Source organism: Microbacterium meiriae (genome assembly GCF_025143875.1).
GTDB classification, from domain to species: Bacteria; Actinomycetota; Actinomycetes; order Actinomycetales; family Microbacteriaceae; genus Microbacterium; species Microbacterium meiriae.
On sequence record NZ_JAMBDU010000012.1, the window covers coordinates 76,223 to 90,441 of the forward strand.

The window sequence follows — 14,219 nt, forward strand, 5'->3', positions numbered from 1 at the left end:
CGTAAGTGAAAATACCCGGTCGGCGCCGGAGAGTCAGGGGAGTTGCAGGATCCGAGCCGCGAACCGATCGATCGTCGAGGCGAACGCGGATTCCTCGGGGCGATTGAGATGGCCGTGGGTGGTGCCCGGCTCGACAGCGACGGCGACCTCGACGCCGGCGGCGGTGAGGGCTCGGGCGAATGTCTCGCCGGACACGCGGAGCTCGTCGGTCTCGTCGTTGACCATGATGGTGGGCGGGAAGGAGACGAGCGCCGCGGATGCTGCGGTGCCGGGGATGGCATAGACGTCCGCCGTCTCGGGGTCGCCGCCGAGGTAGTTCTCATACATGCCACGCACGAAGTCGGGGGTGAACACGTCGGCGGAAGGATCTCCGTCGAGCAGGGCGCGCAGCTTTGGGCCGGGCGCCGCCTGCACCGCTTGCAACGTCGGGTAGGCGAGGACGGCGAGAGCGGGCACGATGCCGCCCTCGTGGGAGAGGCGGAGCGCCGCGCCGGTCGCAAGGTTGCCACCTGCGCTGGCTCCGCCGATCGCCCATCGTCGCGTGGCGACGTCCGACGTGGCGGCCCAGCGGAACGCGAAGACCATCTCGTCGTGCGGGACGGGGTAGTGCACGCCGCCGCGTTCGGGCGCGCCGAGGCGCGCGGTCCACTCGGGGGTGATCGGGGCGAGAGCGTAGTCCACGCTCACGACCGCGATTCCCCGATCTACGAACGCCCGTGCGACGGCGTCGGCTTCCGGCATGTCAATGTCGCCGCCCGCGAATCCGCCGCCGTGCGCCCAGACCAGGCCGTGGCCGCTCGGCGACTTCGAGGAGTAGACGCGCACACGCAGCGGACCGTGCGGGCCGTCGAGGACGTGGTCGCGGATGTCGTGCGCGGTCATCGGCTCAGGCCCCCCAGCCGGCCTGCACGCCGCCCACGCGCTCCTCCGCGATCCGCTGCCCGTACCCGGAGGCCGCGTAGGCCGCCATCGGGTCGGCGGGGAGACCCCGTCCCTCTCGCCATTCGGCCAGCGCCGGACGGACGTCGGTGGAGAAGGCGTCCATGAAGACGGCGTGCGCCGTCAGCACGTCCCCGCTGCGCTGAGCGGTCGTCAGGGCTTCGCGGTCGACGAGCAGCGCACGCGCTGTCATCTCCTGCACGTTCAGCACGGAGCGGATCTGTCCGGGGATCTTGTCCTCGATGTTGTGGCACTGGTCCAGCATGAACGCCACGTCGGGGTTGTTCAGCCCTCCGCCCCGGATCACCTCGAACAGGATCCGGAACAGCTGGAACGGGTCGGCGGCACCCACGATGAGGTCGTCGTCCGCGTAGAAGCGGGAGTTGAAGTCGAACGAGCCGAGCTTCCCGAGGCGCAGCAGCTGCATGACGATGAACTCGATGTTGGTGCCCGGCGCGTGGTGACCGGTGTCGAGGCAGACCATCGCCTTGTCACCGAGGGCGGTCACCTGCACGTAGGACGTCCCCCAGTCCGGCACGTCGGTGTGGTAGAACGCGGGCTCGAAGAACTTGTACTCGAGCACGAGGCGCTGGTGGTCGCCGAGGCGCGCGTAGATCTGCTGCAGAGAATCGTGCAGCCGATCCTGCCGCCCGCGCAGATCCGCTTGCCCGGGATAGTTCGAGCCCTCCGCGAGCCAGATCTTCAGGTCGCGGCTGCCGGTCGCGTCCATGACGTCGATGCAGGCCAGGTGGTGATCGATGGCCTTGCGGCGGACGGCCGCATCCTCGTGGGTGAGGGCGCCGAACTTGTAGTCGTCGTCCTGGAAGGTGTTGGAGTTCACCGTGCCGAGGGAGACGCCCTGGTCCTCGGCGTGACGTCGCAGGTCGTCGAACGAGTCGACGAGGTCCCACGGGATGTGCAGCGCCACGGTCGGGGCGAGCCCGGTGTGGGCGTGGACCTGCGCGGCGTCCGCGATCTTCTCGTACGGGTCGCGGGGCGTGCCGGGAGTGCTGAACACCTTGAACCGGGTCCCGGAGTTGCCGAACGCCCAGCTGGGCAGCTCGATGCTCTGCTTCTCGAGCGCGGCGAGGATGTCGGGGGTGAGGATGCTCACGATGCACGGCCTTCGTTGTCGGTGGCGGGTGTGGCGCTCTCGCCGGCGGCGGCGAGCTGGTCTTCGAGGTGGAACACCTCGGTGAGAGGGGTGGCGGCCTGATCGGGACGGCCGTCGAGCTCGAGGAAGAAGGGGGCCATCTCGGCTTCCCAGCGTGCGGCGACGGGGGAGGCGGCGAGGTAGGCCTGCGCGGCCGCATCGTCATCGGTCTCGTAGTAGCCGAAGAGCACGCCGCCGGCACCGAGGAAGAGACTGTAGTCGCGCCGGCCGGCGGCCGCGATCTCGCGGAGCATCTCGGGACGCACCGGCGTGTGGCGGGCGAGGTACTCGGACAGCAGCTCGGGCTTCACCTGGAGCTGGAAGGCGACGCGGGTCATGCGATTCCTCTCGGAGGTCCGGCCGGCGCCCGCGGGGGGCGCCGGCCGGAGGGCGACTCAGAAGTCGAAGTCGCCGATGTTGTCGGCGTCGAACACGAACGGGTCGCCCAGCAGGACGACGCCGTCGGCGCCGACGGTGTACTCGCCGAGGTCGCCGGCCTCGAAGGTGTCGCCTTCCTCACCGGTGATGTCACCCGCGATCAGGGCCTGCGCGGCGTAGGCGGCCAGGTAGCCGAGGTCGGCCGGGTTCCACAGCGCGAAGGCGGTGACGGTGCCGTCCTCCACGTACTCGCGCATCTGGTTGGGCGTGCCGAGGCCGGTCAGCGCGACCTGGCCCTTGAAGTCGGACGTCGACAGGTAGCGCGCCGCGGCGGCGATGCCGACCGTGGTGGGCGAGACGATGCCCTTGAGGTCGGGGTGGGTCTGCAGCAGCGCGGCCGTCTTGTCGAACGACGTCTGGTCGTCATCGTCGCCGTAGACCGTCTCCACGATCGTGATGTCGGGGTACTCGCTGGCGACGTACTCCTCCATCAGCTCGATCCAGGCGTTCTGGTTCGTGGCGTTGGCCGAGGCGGAGAGGATGGCGATCTCCCCGGCGCCGCCGATCTGCTCGGCGATGAGGTCGATCTGCACCTTCGCGATGCCTTCGGAGTCGGCCTGGTTGATGAACAGGTCGCGGCAGTCGGTGTTGGTGTCGGAGTCGAAGGTGACGACCTTGACGCCGGCGTCCCTGGCCTCGTTCAACGCGTCGCAGATGGCCTGCGGGTCGTTGGCCGAGACGACGAGGGCGCCGACTCCCTGCTGCGTGGCCGTGTTGATGTAGCTGACCTGGGCGTCGGGCGTGGCCTCGGCCGGGCCGACCTCGGAGAACGTGCCGCCGAACTCCTCGACGGCTTTCTTGCCGCCCTCGCTGGACGTGTCGAAGTACGGGTTGCCGAGGTTCTTGGGCAGGAAGGTGATCGAGGCGTCCGACCCGTCGCCGCCGCCGTCTCCTCCGCCGTCGGTGGAGCCGGCGCAGCCGGTCAGTGCGACCGCCGCCGCCACCGCGAGGGCGGCGAAGGCGGTGACACGCTTGCGTGCAAACGTCATTGTTCGTTCCTTTCGTCGGGAGATGCCGCGGATGCGGCGTCCATCGGTGCCTTCGTCGCTGTGGCGGCACCGGCGGGGGGTCTGCCCGGTCGGCGGCGTGCCTTCTGCAGCCAGGCCAGGAAGCTTGCGGCCACCACCGAGATCACGAGGAGCGTGCCGGTGATGATGTTGATGACGTCGGAGGTGACGTTCACCAGGCGGAGTGCACTCGCGAGCGCTCCGATGAGGAAGGCGGCGGCGATGACGCCGTAGATCTTGCCGCGACCGCCGAACACCGACACGCCGCCGAGCACGACGGCCGCGATGACCTGGAGCTCGAGGCCGGTGGCGTTGTCGCCGCGGGCGCTGCCGTAGCGGAGCGTGTAGAAGATGCCGGCGAACGCGGCGACCGCCCCGGACAGCACGAACAGGATGAGCTTCGTGCGCTCGACGTGCACACCGGAGAAGTGGGCCGCGTCCTTCGACAGACCGATCGCGTACACCCCGCGGCCGAACGGCGTGAAGTGCAGCAGGACCGAGAAGACCGCGACGAGCACGAGGAACGGGATCGTGATGACGGGGATGGGGGTCCCGGCGATCTTCGCCTTGGCGAGAGCCGTCCAGAACTCCGGGAAGTCGGTGACGGCCGCCGTGCCGAGCAGCCCGACGGCGAGGCCGCGGAAGAGCGCGAGTGTGCCGATCGTGACGGCGAGCGAGGGCAGGCCGACGACTGTCACGAGGAAGCCGTTGAACGCTCCGCCGACCACGCCCACGACGAGGGCGGCGAGGGCCGCGAGCTCGAAAGGGATCCCCGCCTGCACCAGCGCGCCGGTGACGACGCTGGACAGTCCGACCATGCTGCCCACCGAGAGGTCGATCTCACCGGTGATCATGATGAGGGTCATCGGCAGGGCGATCAGCAGGATCGGGGCGATGTCGAGCAGCAGGTAGGTCAGCGTGATGGGCTGTCCGAACCCGCGGATGCTGGACGCCGAGACGATCGCGACGAGCAGGAGCAGACCCACGATCGCGGCCTCGCGGGTGAGCAGGAGGCGACGCCACAGGGGCTTGTCGTAGTCGCGGATGACGCGGGTGGTCGCGGTGGCGGTCGCGGTGGTCATGATTCGTCCCTCGCCTCGATGAGCCGCCGTCTCTGCCGTACCGCGAGCACGCGGTCGAGCACGATGGCGCCGATGATGAGCAGGCCGACGACGGCACGCTGCCAGAAGTCGGGGATGCCGAGGATCGGCAGCGCCCGGTTGATGGTCAGCAGGAGGACGGCGCCGATCGCCGCGCCCCAGACCGAGCCGATGCCGCCGGTGATCGCGACGCCGCCGATGACGGCCGCGCCCACCGCGTCCAGCTCCCATCCCGCTCCCGCCTGGGAGTTGATGGTGCCGTAGCGGGCCGCGTAGAAGACGCCGGCGAGTCCGGCGAGGGCCCCCGACAGGACGAAAGCGGTGAGCACGCGGCGGGTGACACGCAGGCCGTACAGCTCGGCCGCCGCCGGGTCGGAGCCGATCGCGTAGAACTCCCGGCCGCCGCGGGTGTTCTTCATGTACCAGGCGGCGACGGCGAGCACGAGGACCGCGACGATCGCGAGGATCGGGATGCCGAGGAGCTGGCCCGTGCCCAGAGCCAGGAAGTCGCGCGGCATGTCGGACGCGTTCACGCGGTCGCTGCCGGTCCACAGCACGTTGATGCCGCGGTAGGCGTAGAGGGTGCCGAGGGTGATGACCATCGCCGGCACCTTGGCGTACGCGACGAGGGCGCCGTTGATGAGGCCGAGGAGGGCGCCGAGCACCACGGCGGCGACCACGACCAGCACGATCGGGATGCCCGGGATGTCGATGAAGAGTCGTCCGGTCAGGTAGGCGGTCAGACCCATCACGGACCCTACGGACAGGTCGACGTTGCGCGTGATGAGGACGATGGCCTGTCCTACCGCGACGAGCACGAGGATCGAGGGCGTCAGCAGCAGGTCGCGCCAGCCGTCGGCGCTGAACAAGAACTTGGGGTTGTTGAGGGTCGCGGCGGTCACCACGAGCACGAGGGCCAGGAGGATGCCGAACTCGCGGGCCCTGCCGAGACCGGAGATGCGCTTGGTGAGCGCGGAGACGGGGATGGCGGTGGTCACGAGCTGAGCTCCGATGCGTGCGTCGCGGCGAACATGACGTTCTCGGAGGTGGCCTCCGAGCGGGGGATCTCGGCCGTGATGCGACCCTCGCGCATCACGAGCACGCGGTCGGCCATGCCGAGGACCTCGGGCAGCTCGGACGAGATCATCAGGATCCCCATGCCCTGACCGGCGAGCTGGGACAGCAGACGGTGCACCTCGGACTTGGTGCCGACGTCGATGCCGCGGGTGGGCTCGTCGATGAGGAGCACCTGCGGCTGCGTCGCGAGCCACTTCGCGAGCACGACCTTCTGCTGGTTGCCGCCGGAGAGCGTGGCGGCGACGGTGTCGAGCGCGTGCGTCTTCACCTCCAGCCGCGAGGCCCACTCCCGGGCGGCACGGTTCTCCATCGCCGTGGTGAGCAGGCCGAGGCGGGCGAGGCGCCGACGGATCGCGAGGGTGATGTTGCCGCCGACGCCGGCTTCGATGACGAGGCCCTGCTTGCGGCGATCCTCGGGGACGAGGGCGAGCCCGGCGCGCATGGCGTCCACCGGGCGCCGGGCGCGGATACGGCGCCCCTTCATGTGCACGCTGCCCTCGCGGTACCCGTCCACGCCGAAGACGGCGCGGGCGACCTCGCTGCGTCCGGCGCCGACGAGGCCGGCCAGTCCGACGATCTCGCCGGCGCGGACGGAGAAGGAGATGTCGTGGAAGAGGCCGGGGCTGGTCAGCCCCTCGACCTCGAGCAACGGTTCGCCGATCGTCGCCTCCTGCTTCGGGAACAGCTCGGACACCTCGCGACCCACCATCTGATGGACGAGCTCGTCCACGGTGGTCTCGGCGATGGCGGAGGTCGCGATGTACGCGCCGTCCCGCATGACCGTCACGGTGTCGCAGAGCGCGAACACCTCGTCGAACCGGTGCGAGATGAAGATGAGGCCGCGGCCCTCGTCGCGCAGGCTCCGGGCGATCGCGAACAGACGCTCCACCTCGACGCCGGACAGTGCCGCGGTGGGCTCGTCCATGATGAGCAGCGTGGCGTCGAGGGAGACGGCCTTGGCGATCTCGATGACCTGCTGGTCCGCGATCGACAGGCCCTCGGCGGGACGGTCGGGGTCGATCGTGACGCCGAGGCGGGTGAAGAGGCGCTCGACCTCGTGGCGCATGGCCTTGCGATCGATCCGTCCGAACCGCCCGACCGGCTGGCGGCCCATGAAGATGTTCTCGGTGACGGAGAGGTCGGGGAAGAGTGTCGGCTCCTGGTAGATCACCGCGACGCCGGCGGCCTTCGACTGCGCGGTCGAGGTGAAGTCGACGTCCTCGCCGCGGAGGCGGAAGACTCCGCCGTCGCGCTGGTAGAGACCGGCGACGATCTTCACGAGGGTCGACTTGCCGGCACCGTTCTCGCCGACGAGCGCATGGATGGAACCGGGGTGGACGGCGATGGTGCCGGAGCGCAGGGCGATCACCGACCCGAAGGCCTTCTGGACGTCGGCGAGCTCGAGCACGGGCGCCGTCGTGGGTGAGGACATCATTTCTCTCTCCATTGAGGGAATGAATCGTTTCAAACCCTGATGGAGTTGAGACTAGGGGCTGTGTTGACGCGTGTCAATACGGCGTGAGAGTCTGAGGCGATCCCCGCGGATGAGTCGTTTCAGCGGCGGGAACCGGAGGGAGGGCGCGATGGCCGTCAGTGTGCGGGAGGTCGCCGAGGACGCGGGTGTCTCCGTCGGGACCGTGTCGAACGTGCTCAATCGGCCGGAGAAGGTGGCCGCGGAGACCGTCGCTCGCGTACAGGCGTCCATCGACCGTCTCGGGTTCGTGCGCAACGACGCGGCGCGGCAGCTCCGTGCCGGGCGCAGCCGCACGATCGGGCTCGTCGTGCTCGACATCCGGAACCCGTTCTTCGCCGAGGTGATCCGCGGGGCCGAGGAGCGCGCCGACCAGCACGGACTCTCCGTCCTCGTCGCGAACAGCGACGAGAAGCAGGAGCGCGAGGCGATGCACCTGGACCTCTTCGAGGAGCAGCGGGTGACGGGTGTGCTCGTCACCCCGGTGGCGGAGTCACTGCCGCGGCTGGTGCGGATGCATGAGCGCGGTACGCACGCCGTCCTCGTCGACCGGGAATCGCAGGATGAGCGGTTCGCCTCCGTCGCCGTCGACGACGTGGAGGGCGGGCGCATCGCGACGGAGCACCTGCTCGCGGTCGGCCGTCGCCGGATCGCCTTCGTCGGCGGCCCGGTCGCGCTGCGCCAGGTCTCCGATCGCCTGAGCGGCGCGCAGGCCGCGGCGGCTGCGGCAGGGGTCGGGCTGGAGTTCATCGCGACCTCCGCGCTCACCGTCGAGGAGGGGCGGCGCGCCGGTGCGCAGATCCTCGACCGTGCCGCGGGGGACCGGCCGGACGCCGTCTTCGCGGCGAACGATCTCCTGGCCCTCGGCCTCCTGCAGAGCCTGGTGATGACCGGCGATGCCCGGGTCCCCGAGGACATCGCGCTCGTCGGCTACGACGACATCGACTTCGCCGCGGCCGCCGTGATCCCGCTCAGCTCGGTGCGGCAGCCGGCCGCGCTCATCGGCTCCACCGCGGTCGACCTGCTGCTGCGGGGCCAGGACGACGTGGCGCCCGCGCCGGAGCACGTGCTGTTCCGGCCGGAGCTCGTCGCCCGCCGCTCGACCACCGGGGAGTGACCGCGGTCAGGCCGGCGTCGGCGTGGAGCGCTGGGCGCTGGCGCCCCGCATGATGCGCGCCACGGCGGTGATGAGGAAGAGCTGCCCGGTGATCCCCTCGGCGATGGCCACCGCCTGCACGCCCGATCCGACGGGGACGAGGTTGCCGTAGCCCGTCGTCGTCAGGGCGGTGAACGAGAAGAAGAGCTGATTGCCGAGCGAATCGCTCGCCGCATCGCCGAACAGCGGGGTCGGCAGCAGCAGCGACAGCAGGTTGTAGACGAAGGCGAAGAACATGCCCACGAGGATGTAGGCCGTCACGGCGGCCAGGAGGGCCTCGACGTCGAGGCCTCGTCGGGTGACCTGGTGCGCGATGATCGCCCACGGCGCGACCAGCAGCGCGATCATGGAGGCGGCGGAGAGGGCGACGGCGAGGGCCGGACTGTCCGTGGCGAAGAACGCCGCGAGGAGGGCAGCGAGCCCGGCGGCCGAGAGCACGACCCACGACACCCGCTGCACGAGGGCGCGGGCCCTGGTCACGCGGAACACGATCGCGACCGTGACCAGCATCGCCAGGAACGCCCAGGGGCTGGGAACCGTGCCGGGCTGGGCCGCGCACAGTCCGTACGAGACGATGAGGAGGGCGAGCACCGTGGCATAGCCGAGGGCGCCGCGCCTCGGGTCGGCCGGGGCGGCGAACCCCGCGCGGACGTGCGCTCCCGATGGCTCGGACATGGCGTCTCCTCTCGCGTCCGCGGGGGGCGGGCCCTCGCAACGTGCGGCCAGTATCGCAGGGCGGCCGGCCCGCGCCGGGGAGCGTCCGAGACCGGCGGTTCGTGACCACGCGTCGGACCCGTTATGATGGTGGGGTGCATCCGTGCTCTCGAGCCGGATGCCTGGAGACGTCGCATAGTCCGGCCTAGTGCACCACCCTGCTAAGGTGGAGTCCCCTCACGGGGACCAGGGGTTCAAATCCCCTCGTCTCCGCACGGAGAAGCCCCGACGAGTCCGCTCGCCGGGGCTTTCGTGTTCTCGCGTGCGGACGGGCCCTCCTCACGCCGGCGTCCCCGGCGTCCAGGTCGGGTCGGGGGAGAGTGCGGCGGAGATCTTCCGGCTGGCCGCGCCGAGCTGCCGCGCCTGCGCCGGTGTGAGGGCATCGAAGACGACGCGGCGGATGAGGGCCTGGTGGGCGGGAGTCGACTCCTCGACCTTCCGATGGCCGGCGTCGGTGAGGATGCCGAGGGTGAAGCGCCCGTCCTCCGCGTCGACTTCGCGTCGGACCCAGCCTTTCGCCTCCAGGCGAGTGATGGCGCGGGAGAGCCGGGACAGCGTGCTGTTCGCGTAGCCGGCGAGGACGCTGAGGCGGAGGGTGCGCTCCGGCGCCGAATCGAGGGCGAAGAGGATCCCGTGCTCGAAGTGGGTGAGCCCGCTGTCCCGCTGCAACTGCGCGTCGAGGGCCGCAGGGAGCCGTTCGAGGAGCGTCGCGAGTGCCGACCAGACGTCCATCTCTTCGGCGTTCAAGGGGGCGGGGGAGAGCGGCGACATTCCTCCACCGTAGCGGTTGAGCCATGCTCGTCGCTTGCTTGGGAAAGTGAACAGCGGCTAGTATGACTTGCTCAGGCAAGTCATGCGGGAGGTCCGCTGAAGCGAGAGGGAGACGGATGGAACTGGGGCTGCGCGGCAAGAGGGCGTTCATCAGCGGGTCGAGCCAGGGGATCGGATATGCGGTCGCGTCCGCTCTCGCTGCCGAGGGGGTCGATGTCGTGATCAACGGTCGTGACGAGGGACGCGTCGACGCGGCGGTCGCCGCCGTGGCCCTCGCGCATCCCGGTGCGGCCGTCTCCGGGATCGCCGCGGACTTCACCGATCCCGACCAGGTGGCCGCGTTGACGGAGAAGCTCGGTCAGGTGGACATCCTCGTCAACAACGTCGGTCTCTTCGGACTCGCCGACTTCGCGGACATCACCGATGAGGACTGGGCGCGCTACTTCGAGGTGAACGTGATGAGCGGAGTGCGCCTCTCCCGGGCTCTCCTGCCGGGGATGCGGGACCGGGGCTGGGGACGCATCGTCTTGGTCAGCAGCGAGTCCGGCGTGAACGTCCCGGCCGACATGGTGCACTACGGCGTGACGAAGGCGGCGATGATCGCCCTCGGCAACGGGTTGGCCAAGCTCACCCGCGGCACCGGCGTGACGGTCAACACCGTCCTGGGTGGCCCGACCTACTCGGAGGGCGTCGCGGCGAGCGTCGCCGCCGTCGCAGCAGCCCAGTCCGTCTCCGTGGACGTGATGAAAGAGGCGATCATCGGACAGAACACGACCACACTCCTGGAGCGCTTCCTCGATCCGACCGAGGTCGCGGACCTCGTCGTCTACCTCTCCAGCGTCCGGGCCTCCGCGACGAACGGCGCCGCGCTGCGGGCGGATGGGGGCGTGCTGACGGCGATGCTCTGACCCGAGCGCGTCACTCGCCGGGGCCCATGGCTTCCGGTATCCTCGCGGGCATGCCTAGACCCACCCAGACGCCGCAGCGCGAGGCCTTCGGCTCGCGGAACGTGTTCATCCTCTCGGCGATCGGCTCGGCCGTGGGTCTCGGGAACATCTGGCGCTTCCCGTACGTCGCCTACGAGGGCGGCGGCGGTGCGTTCCTCATCCCGTATCTGTGTGCGTTGTTGACGGCCGGCATCCCGCTGCTGTTCCTGGACTACGCGATCGGCCACCGGTTCCGGGGCTCCGCGCCGCTCGCGTTCCGACGCCTGCACCGGGCCGCCGAACCGCTGGGGTGGTGGCAGGTGCTGATCTGCGTCGTCATCGCGGTGTACTACGCCGTGATCGTCGCCTGGGCCGGCATGTACACCTGGTTCTCGGCCCAGCTCACCTGGGGAGCGGGCAACGAGAACGACTTCTTCTTCGTCGACTTCCTGCAGTCCGCCGACGTCGCGGAGGTCGGCCTCTCCGGCGAGTTCGTGCCGCAGGTGGGCCTGCCGCTGATCGCGGTGTGGCTGATCGTCATCATCATCATGGCGCTCGGCGTCAAGCGCGGTATCGGGCGCGCCAACATGATCCTGATGCCGCTGCTCACCCTCATGTTCGCCGTGCTCGTGGTGCAGGCCCTCTTCCTCCCCGGCGCCCTGGACGGTCTCAACGCCTTCTTCGCGCCGAACTGGGAGGCACTCGCCGACCCGGCCGTGTGGGCCTCCGCCTACGGGCACATCTTCTTCTCGCTGTCCGTCGCCTTCGGGATCATGGTGACCTACGCCTCGTACCTGAAGCGCAAGACCGACCTCACCGGCTCGGGCCTCGTGGTCGCGTTCGCCAACTCCGGTTTCGAAATCCTCGCCGGCATCGGCGTGTTCGCGGCCCTCGGGTTCATGGCGCAGGCGCAGGGCACGGATGTCTCCGGCGTCGCGACCTCGGGCATCGGCCTCGCCTTCGTCGCGTTCCCGACGATCGTGTCCCAGGCGACCGGCGGGTCGATCATCGGCGTGCTGTTCTTCGGCGCCCTCGTCTTCGCCGGGATCACCTCGATGATCTCGATCCTGGAGGTGATCGTCGCGGCACTGCAGGACAAGCTCGGCTGGGCGCGGGTGCGCACCACCCTCGTCGTCTCGATCCCGCTGGCCATCATCTCCGCCGCGCTGTTCTCCACCACCACCGCGCTGTCGGTACTCGACACCACTGATGCCTTCGTCAACGCCTTCGGCATCATGGCGGTCGCCCTCGTCGCGGTGATCGTCGTGGCCTGGGTGCTGCACAAGCTGCCGCAGCTGCAGGAGCACCTGAACCGCCGTTCGAGCTTCCGCGTCGGCCTCCTCTGGCGCCTGCTCGTGGGCGTGCTGGCCCCGCTCGTGCTCGGGTACCTGCTGATCACCGAACTCCTGACGAAGATCGCGGAGCCGTACAGCGGCTACCCCGGCTGGTTCCTCGGCGTGTTCGGCTGGGGCATGGTCATCGCGTTGGTGGTCGGCGGAGTACTGCTGTCGCTGGTGCCGTGGAGCAGGCGCTCCCGCGCCAAGGACGACGTCGGCTACGACGACTTCCTGGACCAGGAGGAGTACGCCGCCGATCCGGAGACGACGAGCATCGCCGTCCCGGCCGCGCAGACGAAGGGAGCAGGGGCATGACCACCACTGCGATCGTCATGATGATCATCGCCATGGTCACGGTGTGGGGCGGCCTCATCGCCGCCGTCGTGAACCTCGCTCGGCACCCCGAGGTGGAGGACGCCGAGCCGGCGGTGCCGACCGAGCTCTGATCTCCGACCCGATCGCATCGGACCGGGACGATCGGGTGCCGGGAGGGCTGCGGCGACACGATGGTGGGGAAAGGAGGACCCCCGTGATCGGCACGCTCAACGCCCTGGTCGACCTCGTCGACGCGGACAGCGGTCAGGAGATCGACGTCGCCGCGTTCGCCCGCGCGCACGGCACCACCGAGTACCACCTGCGCCGGATGTTCTCGGCGCTCGCCGGGGTGCCGTTGACCGAATACGTGCGGCGTCGTCGGATGACGCTCGCGGGTGCGGAGCTCGCCGCCGGTGCACCGAGTCTGCTCGATGTCGCCGTTCGGCACGGCTACGGCTCGACCGAGGCGTTCGCCCGGGCGTTCCGCGCCGTGCACGGCATCGGGCCGGCGGACGCGCGTCGGCACGGGGGTCCTCTCCGCACACAACCCACGCTCCGGTTCCGCCTGAGCGTCGAAGGGAGCACCCCGATGGATGTCACCATCACCCACCGCCCCGCGTTCGCCCTCGTCGGTCATGCCGCGGAGGTCCCGCTCATCCACGTCGGCGTCAATCCGCACATCCAGGCGCACATCGCCGCCATCCCGCCGGAGGAGCACGCCCGCCTCAAGGCGCTCGGCAACGAGGAGCCCGCGGGCATCCTCGCCGTGACCGCCGACATCGATCCGGATGCCCCGGAGGGGACGCCGCTGACCTACCTGCACGGGGTGGCCGTGCGCGACGACACCGCGGTTCCGGACGAGCTCGACACCCTGCGCGTGGCGGAGGGCACGTGGGCCGTGTTCGGCGCGAGCGGCCCGTTTCCGGAGACTCTGCAGGATCTGTGGGCGGCGACGGCGACCGAGTGGTTCCCGTCGAACCCGTGGCGGCTGCGACCCGGGCCCTCGATCGTCCGCTACCGGGAGTTCACCGGCGACACGGCCTCCTGTGAGCTCTGGCTCCCCGTCGAGCAGAGCTGAGCGTGGATCGGGTCGGGCCCGTGGGGCTCGACCCGATGTCGGTGCCCTGGGGCACACTGACCGCACGACGACGAAGCGGGGGCAGGCCATGACGGCGACCGATCCGAAGAAGACGCTCGATGCGTACCAGGCGAAACGGGGGACCTTCCGGATCCTCGACGTGCCGCCACTGACCTATCTGATGGTCGACGGCGCCGGCGATCCGAACACCGCGCCGGCGTTCTTCGACGCGGTCGCTGCCCTCTACCCGCTGGCGTACACGCTCAAGTTCGCCAGCCGTGCCGAGCTCGGCGTCGATCAGGTCGTGATGCCCCTGGAAGGCCTGTGGCACGCGCCCGACATGGCGTCGTTCACCACCCGGCGCGACAAGTCGACCTGGCTCTGGACGCTGATGATCATGGTCGGCGACCACGTCGCTCCCGCCTTCTTCGACCGCGCGGTCGAGTCGGTCGCGGCGAAGAGCGCGAAGAAGGGGGAGGAGCTCCCGGCGCTGGCCGCGGTCCGGCGGGAGGTGCTCGACGAGGGGCTGTGCGTGCAGACGGTGCACGTCGGACCGTTCGACGATGAGGGCCCCGTGCTGGAGGAGCTGCACGAGCGGTTCGTCCCGGAGAACGGGTTGCGGATGCGCGGTCGGCACCACGAGATCTACCTCAGCGACCGTCGCCGGACGGCCCCGGAGAAGCTGCGCACCATCCTGCGGCAGCCGGTGGAGCGGATCACCTGAGCACTTCCGCACC

At 70.0% G+C, this 14,219-nt stretch carries 15 protein-coding genes and 1 tRNA gene; 7 read left to right on the forward strand and 9 right to left on the reverse strand.

Annotated features, from left to right (window positions below; all coding sequences use genetic code 11):
* Positions 1 to 33: 33 nt before the first annotated feature.
* Genes M4D53_RS09380 through M4D53_RS09410 form a run of 7 tightly spaced genes read right to left on the reverse strand, consistent with a single transcriptional unit; the run spans position 34 to position 7,149 of the window.
* Entirely contained in the window at positions 34 to 882 is an 849-nt protein-coding gene (locus tag M4D53_RS09380) for an alpha/beta hydrolase fold domain-containing protein (protein WP_259953633.1), read from the reverse strand.
* Between the two features lie 4 nt (positions 883 to 886).
* On the reverse strand, positions 887 to 2,053 hold the full coding sequence (gene rhaI, locus M4D53_RS09385; protein WP_259953634.1) for an L-rhamnose isomerase: 1,167 nt from the start codon (positions 2,051 to 2,053) through the stop codon (positions 887 to 889).
* Complete coding sequence (locus M4D53_RS09390; RefSeq protein ID WP_259953636.1) at positions 2,050 to 2,430, reverse strand: L-rhamnose mutarotase; 381 nt, start codon at positions 2,428 to 2,430, stop codon at positions 2,050 to 2,052. Before M4D53_RS09390 ends, rhaI begins: the two co-directional genes overlap by 4 nt.
* A gap of 57 nt (positions 2,431 to 2,487) precedes the next feature.
* A complete protein-coding gene (rhaS, locus tag M4D53_RS09395) occupies positions 2,488 to 3,519 on the reverse strand; it encodes a rhamnose ABC transporter substrate-binding protein (protein ID WP_187663236.1) in 1,032 nt (343 codons plus the stop codon).
* The gene (locus tag M4D53_RS09400; RefSeq protein ID WP_187663237.1) at positions 3,516 to 4,619 is read right to left on the reverse strand and encodes an ABC transporter permease; all 1,104 of its coding nucleotides are present in this window, start codon (positions 4,617 to 4,619) and stop codon (positions 3,516 to 3,518) included. The genes rhaS and M4D53_RS09400 overlap by 4 nt, the downstream gene beginning before the upstream one ends.
* On the reverse strand, positions 4,616 to 5,635 hold the full coding sequence (locus M4D53_RS09405) for an ABC transporter permease (RefSeq protein WP_232089176.1): 1,020 nt from the start codon (positions 5,633 to 5,635) through the stop codon (positions 4,616 to 4,618). Before M4D53_RS09405 ends, M4D53_RS09400 begins: the two co-directional genes overlap by 4 nt.
* Positions 5,632 to 7,149 (reverse strand): sugar ABC transporter ATP-binding protein, encoded by a 1,518-nt coding sequence (locus M4D53_RS09410; protein ID WP_187663238.1) that lies wholly within the window; start codon positions 7,147 to 7,149, stop codon positions 5,632 to 5,634. Before M4D53_RS09410 ends, M4D53_RS09405 begins: the two co-directional genes overlap by 4 nt.
* 148 nt (positions 7,150 to 7,297) lie before the next feature.
* Here M4D53_RS09410 and M4D53_RS09415 point away from each other — a divergent pair, with 148 nt between their 5' ends.
* Positions 7,298 to 8,302, forward strand: a complete 1,005-nt coding sequence (locus M4D53_RS09415) for a LacI family DNA-binding transcriptional regulator (protein WP_259953641.1) — start codon at positions 7,298 to 7,300, stop codon at positions 8,300 to 8,302.
* A 6-nt stretch (positions 8,303 to 8,308) separates the two neighbouring features.
* Here M4D53_RS09415 and M4D53_RS09420 read toward each other — a convergent pair whose 3' ends face one another.
* Entirely contained in the window at positions 8,309 to 9,016 is a 708-nt protein-coding gene (locus M4D53_RS09420) for a potassium channel family protein (RefSeq protein ID WP_187663240.1), read from the reverse strand.
* A 163-nt stretch (positions 9,017 to 9,179) separates the two neighbouring features.
* Between M4D53_RS09420 and M4D53_RS09425 the strand changes: the two genes are divergently transcribed.
* Positions 9,180 to 9,268 (forward strand) — tRNA-Ser (locus tag M4D53_RS09425).
* Between the two features lie 66 nt (positions 9,269 to 9,334).
* On the opposite strand, the gene M4D53_RS09430 is transcribed toward M4D53_RS09425, so the two are convergent.
* Positions 9,335 to 9,826 (reverse strand): MarR family winged helix-turn-helix transcriptional regulator, encoded by a 492-nt coding sequence (locus M4D53_RS09430; RefSeq protein ID WP_259953643.1) that lies wholly within the window; start codon positions 9,824 to 9,826, stop codon positions 9,335 to 9,337.
* Positions 9,827 to 9,942: 116 nt separating this feature from the next.
* Between M4D53_RS09430 and M4D53_RS09435 the strand changes: the two genes are divergently transcribed.
* From M4D53_RS09435 to M4D53_RS09455, 5 genes are all read left to right on the forward strand, one after another.
* Positions 9,943 to 10,734: an SDR family NAD(P)-dependent oxidoreductase gene (locus M4D53_RS09435; RefSeq protein WP_259953645.1), complete on the forward strand. Its 792-nt coding sequence runs from the start codon at positions 9,943 to 9,945 to the stop codon at positions 10,732 to 10,734.
* Positions 10,735 to 10,784: 50 nt separating this feature from the next.
* Positions 10,785 to 12,404, forward strand: coding sequence for a sodium-dependent transporter (locus tag M4D53_RS09440; protein WP_259953647.1), 1,620 nt, complete (start codon positions 10,785 to 10,787; stop codon positions 12,402 to 12,404).
* Positions 12,401 to 12,535, forward strand: coding sequence for a methionine/alanine import family NSS transporter small subunit (locus M4D53_RS09445; RefSeq protein ID WP_187663244.1), 135 nt, complete (start codon positions 12,401 to 12,403; stop codon positions 12,533 to 12,535). Before M4D53_RS09440 ends, M4D53_RS09445 begins: the two co-directional genes overlap by 4 nt.
* Before the next feature lie 83 nt (positions 12,536 to 12,618).
* Positions 12,619 to 13,482, forward strand: coding sequence for an AraC family transcriptional regulator (locus M4D53_RS09450; RefSeq protein ID WP_259953650.1), 864 nt, complete (start codon positions 12,619 to 12,621; stop codon positions 13,480 to 13,482).
* A gap of 88 nt (positions 13,483 to 13,570) precedes the next feature.
* Positions 13,571 to 14,206, forward strand: a complete 636-nt coding sequence (locus M4D53_RS09455) for a GyrI-like domain-containing protein (RefSeq protein WP_259953652.1) — start codon at positions 13,571 to 13,573, stop codon at positions 14,204 to 14,206.
* Positions 14,207 to 14,219 lie beyond the last annotated feature (13 nt).

Excerpts from the sequence above, each read along its gene's own strand:
- M4D53_RS09380 (WP_259953633.1), bottom strand. The coding sequence starts at position 882 with ATGACCGCGCACGACATCCGCGACCACGTCCTCGACGGCCCGCACGGT.
- M4D53_RS09390 (WP_259953636.1), bottom strand. The coding sequence starts at position 2,430 with ATGACCCGCGTCGCCTTCCAGCTCCAGGTGAAGCCCGAGCTGCTGTCC.
- rhaS (WP_187663236.1), bottom strand. The coding sequence starts at position 3,519 with ATGACGTTTGCACGCAAGCGTGTCACCGCCTTCGCCGCCCTCGCGGTG.
- M4D53_RS09400 (WP_187663237.1), bottom strand. The coding sequence starts at position 4,619 with ATGACCACCGCGACCGCCACCGCGACCACCCGCGTCATCCGCGACTAC.
- M4D53_RS09410 (WP_187663238.1), bottom strand. The coding sequence starts at position 7,149 with ATGATGTCCTCACCCACGACGGCGCCCGTGCTCGAGCTCGCCGACGTC.
- M4D53_RS09415 (WP_259953641.1), top strand. The coding sequence starts at position 7,298 with ATGGCCGTCAGTGTGCGGGAGGTCGCCGAGGACGCGGGTGTCTCCGTC.
- M4D53_RS09420 (WP_187663240.1), bottom strand. The coding sequence starts at position 9,016 with ATGTCCGAGCCATCGGGAGCGCACGTCCGCGCGGGGTTCGCCGCCCCG.
- M4D53_RS09430 (WP_259953643.1), bottom strand. The coding sequence starts at position 9,826 with ATGTCGCCGCTCTCCCCCGCCCCCTTGAACGCCGAAGAGATGGACGTC.
- M4D53_RS09435 (WP_259953645.1), top strand. The coding sequence starts at position 9,943 with ATGGAACTGGGGCTGCGCGGCAAGAGGGCGTTCATCAGCGGGTCGAGC.
- M4D53_RS09440 (WP_259953647.1), top strand. The coding sequence starts at position 10,785 with ATGCCTAGACCCACCCAGACGCCGCAGCGCGAGGCCTTCGGCTCGCGG.
- M4D53_RS09445 (WP_187663244.1), top strand. The coding sequence starts at position 12,401 with ATGACCACCACTGCGATCGTCATGATGATCATCGCCATGGTCACGGTG.
- M4D53_RS09455 (WP_259953652.1), top strand. The coding sequence starts at position 13,571 with ATGACGGCGACCGATCCGAAGAAGACGCTCGATGCGTACCAGGCGAAA.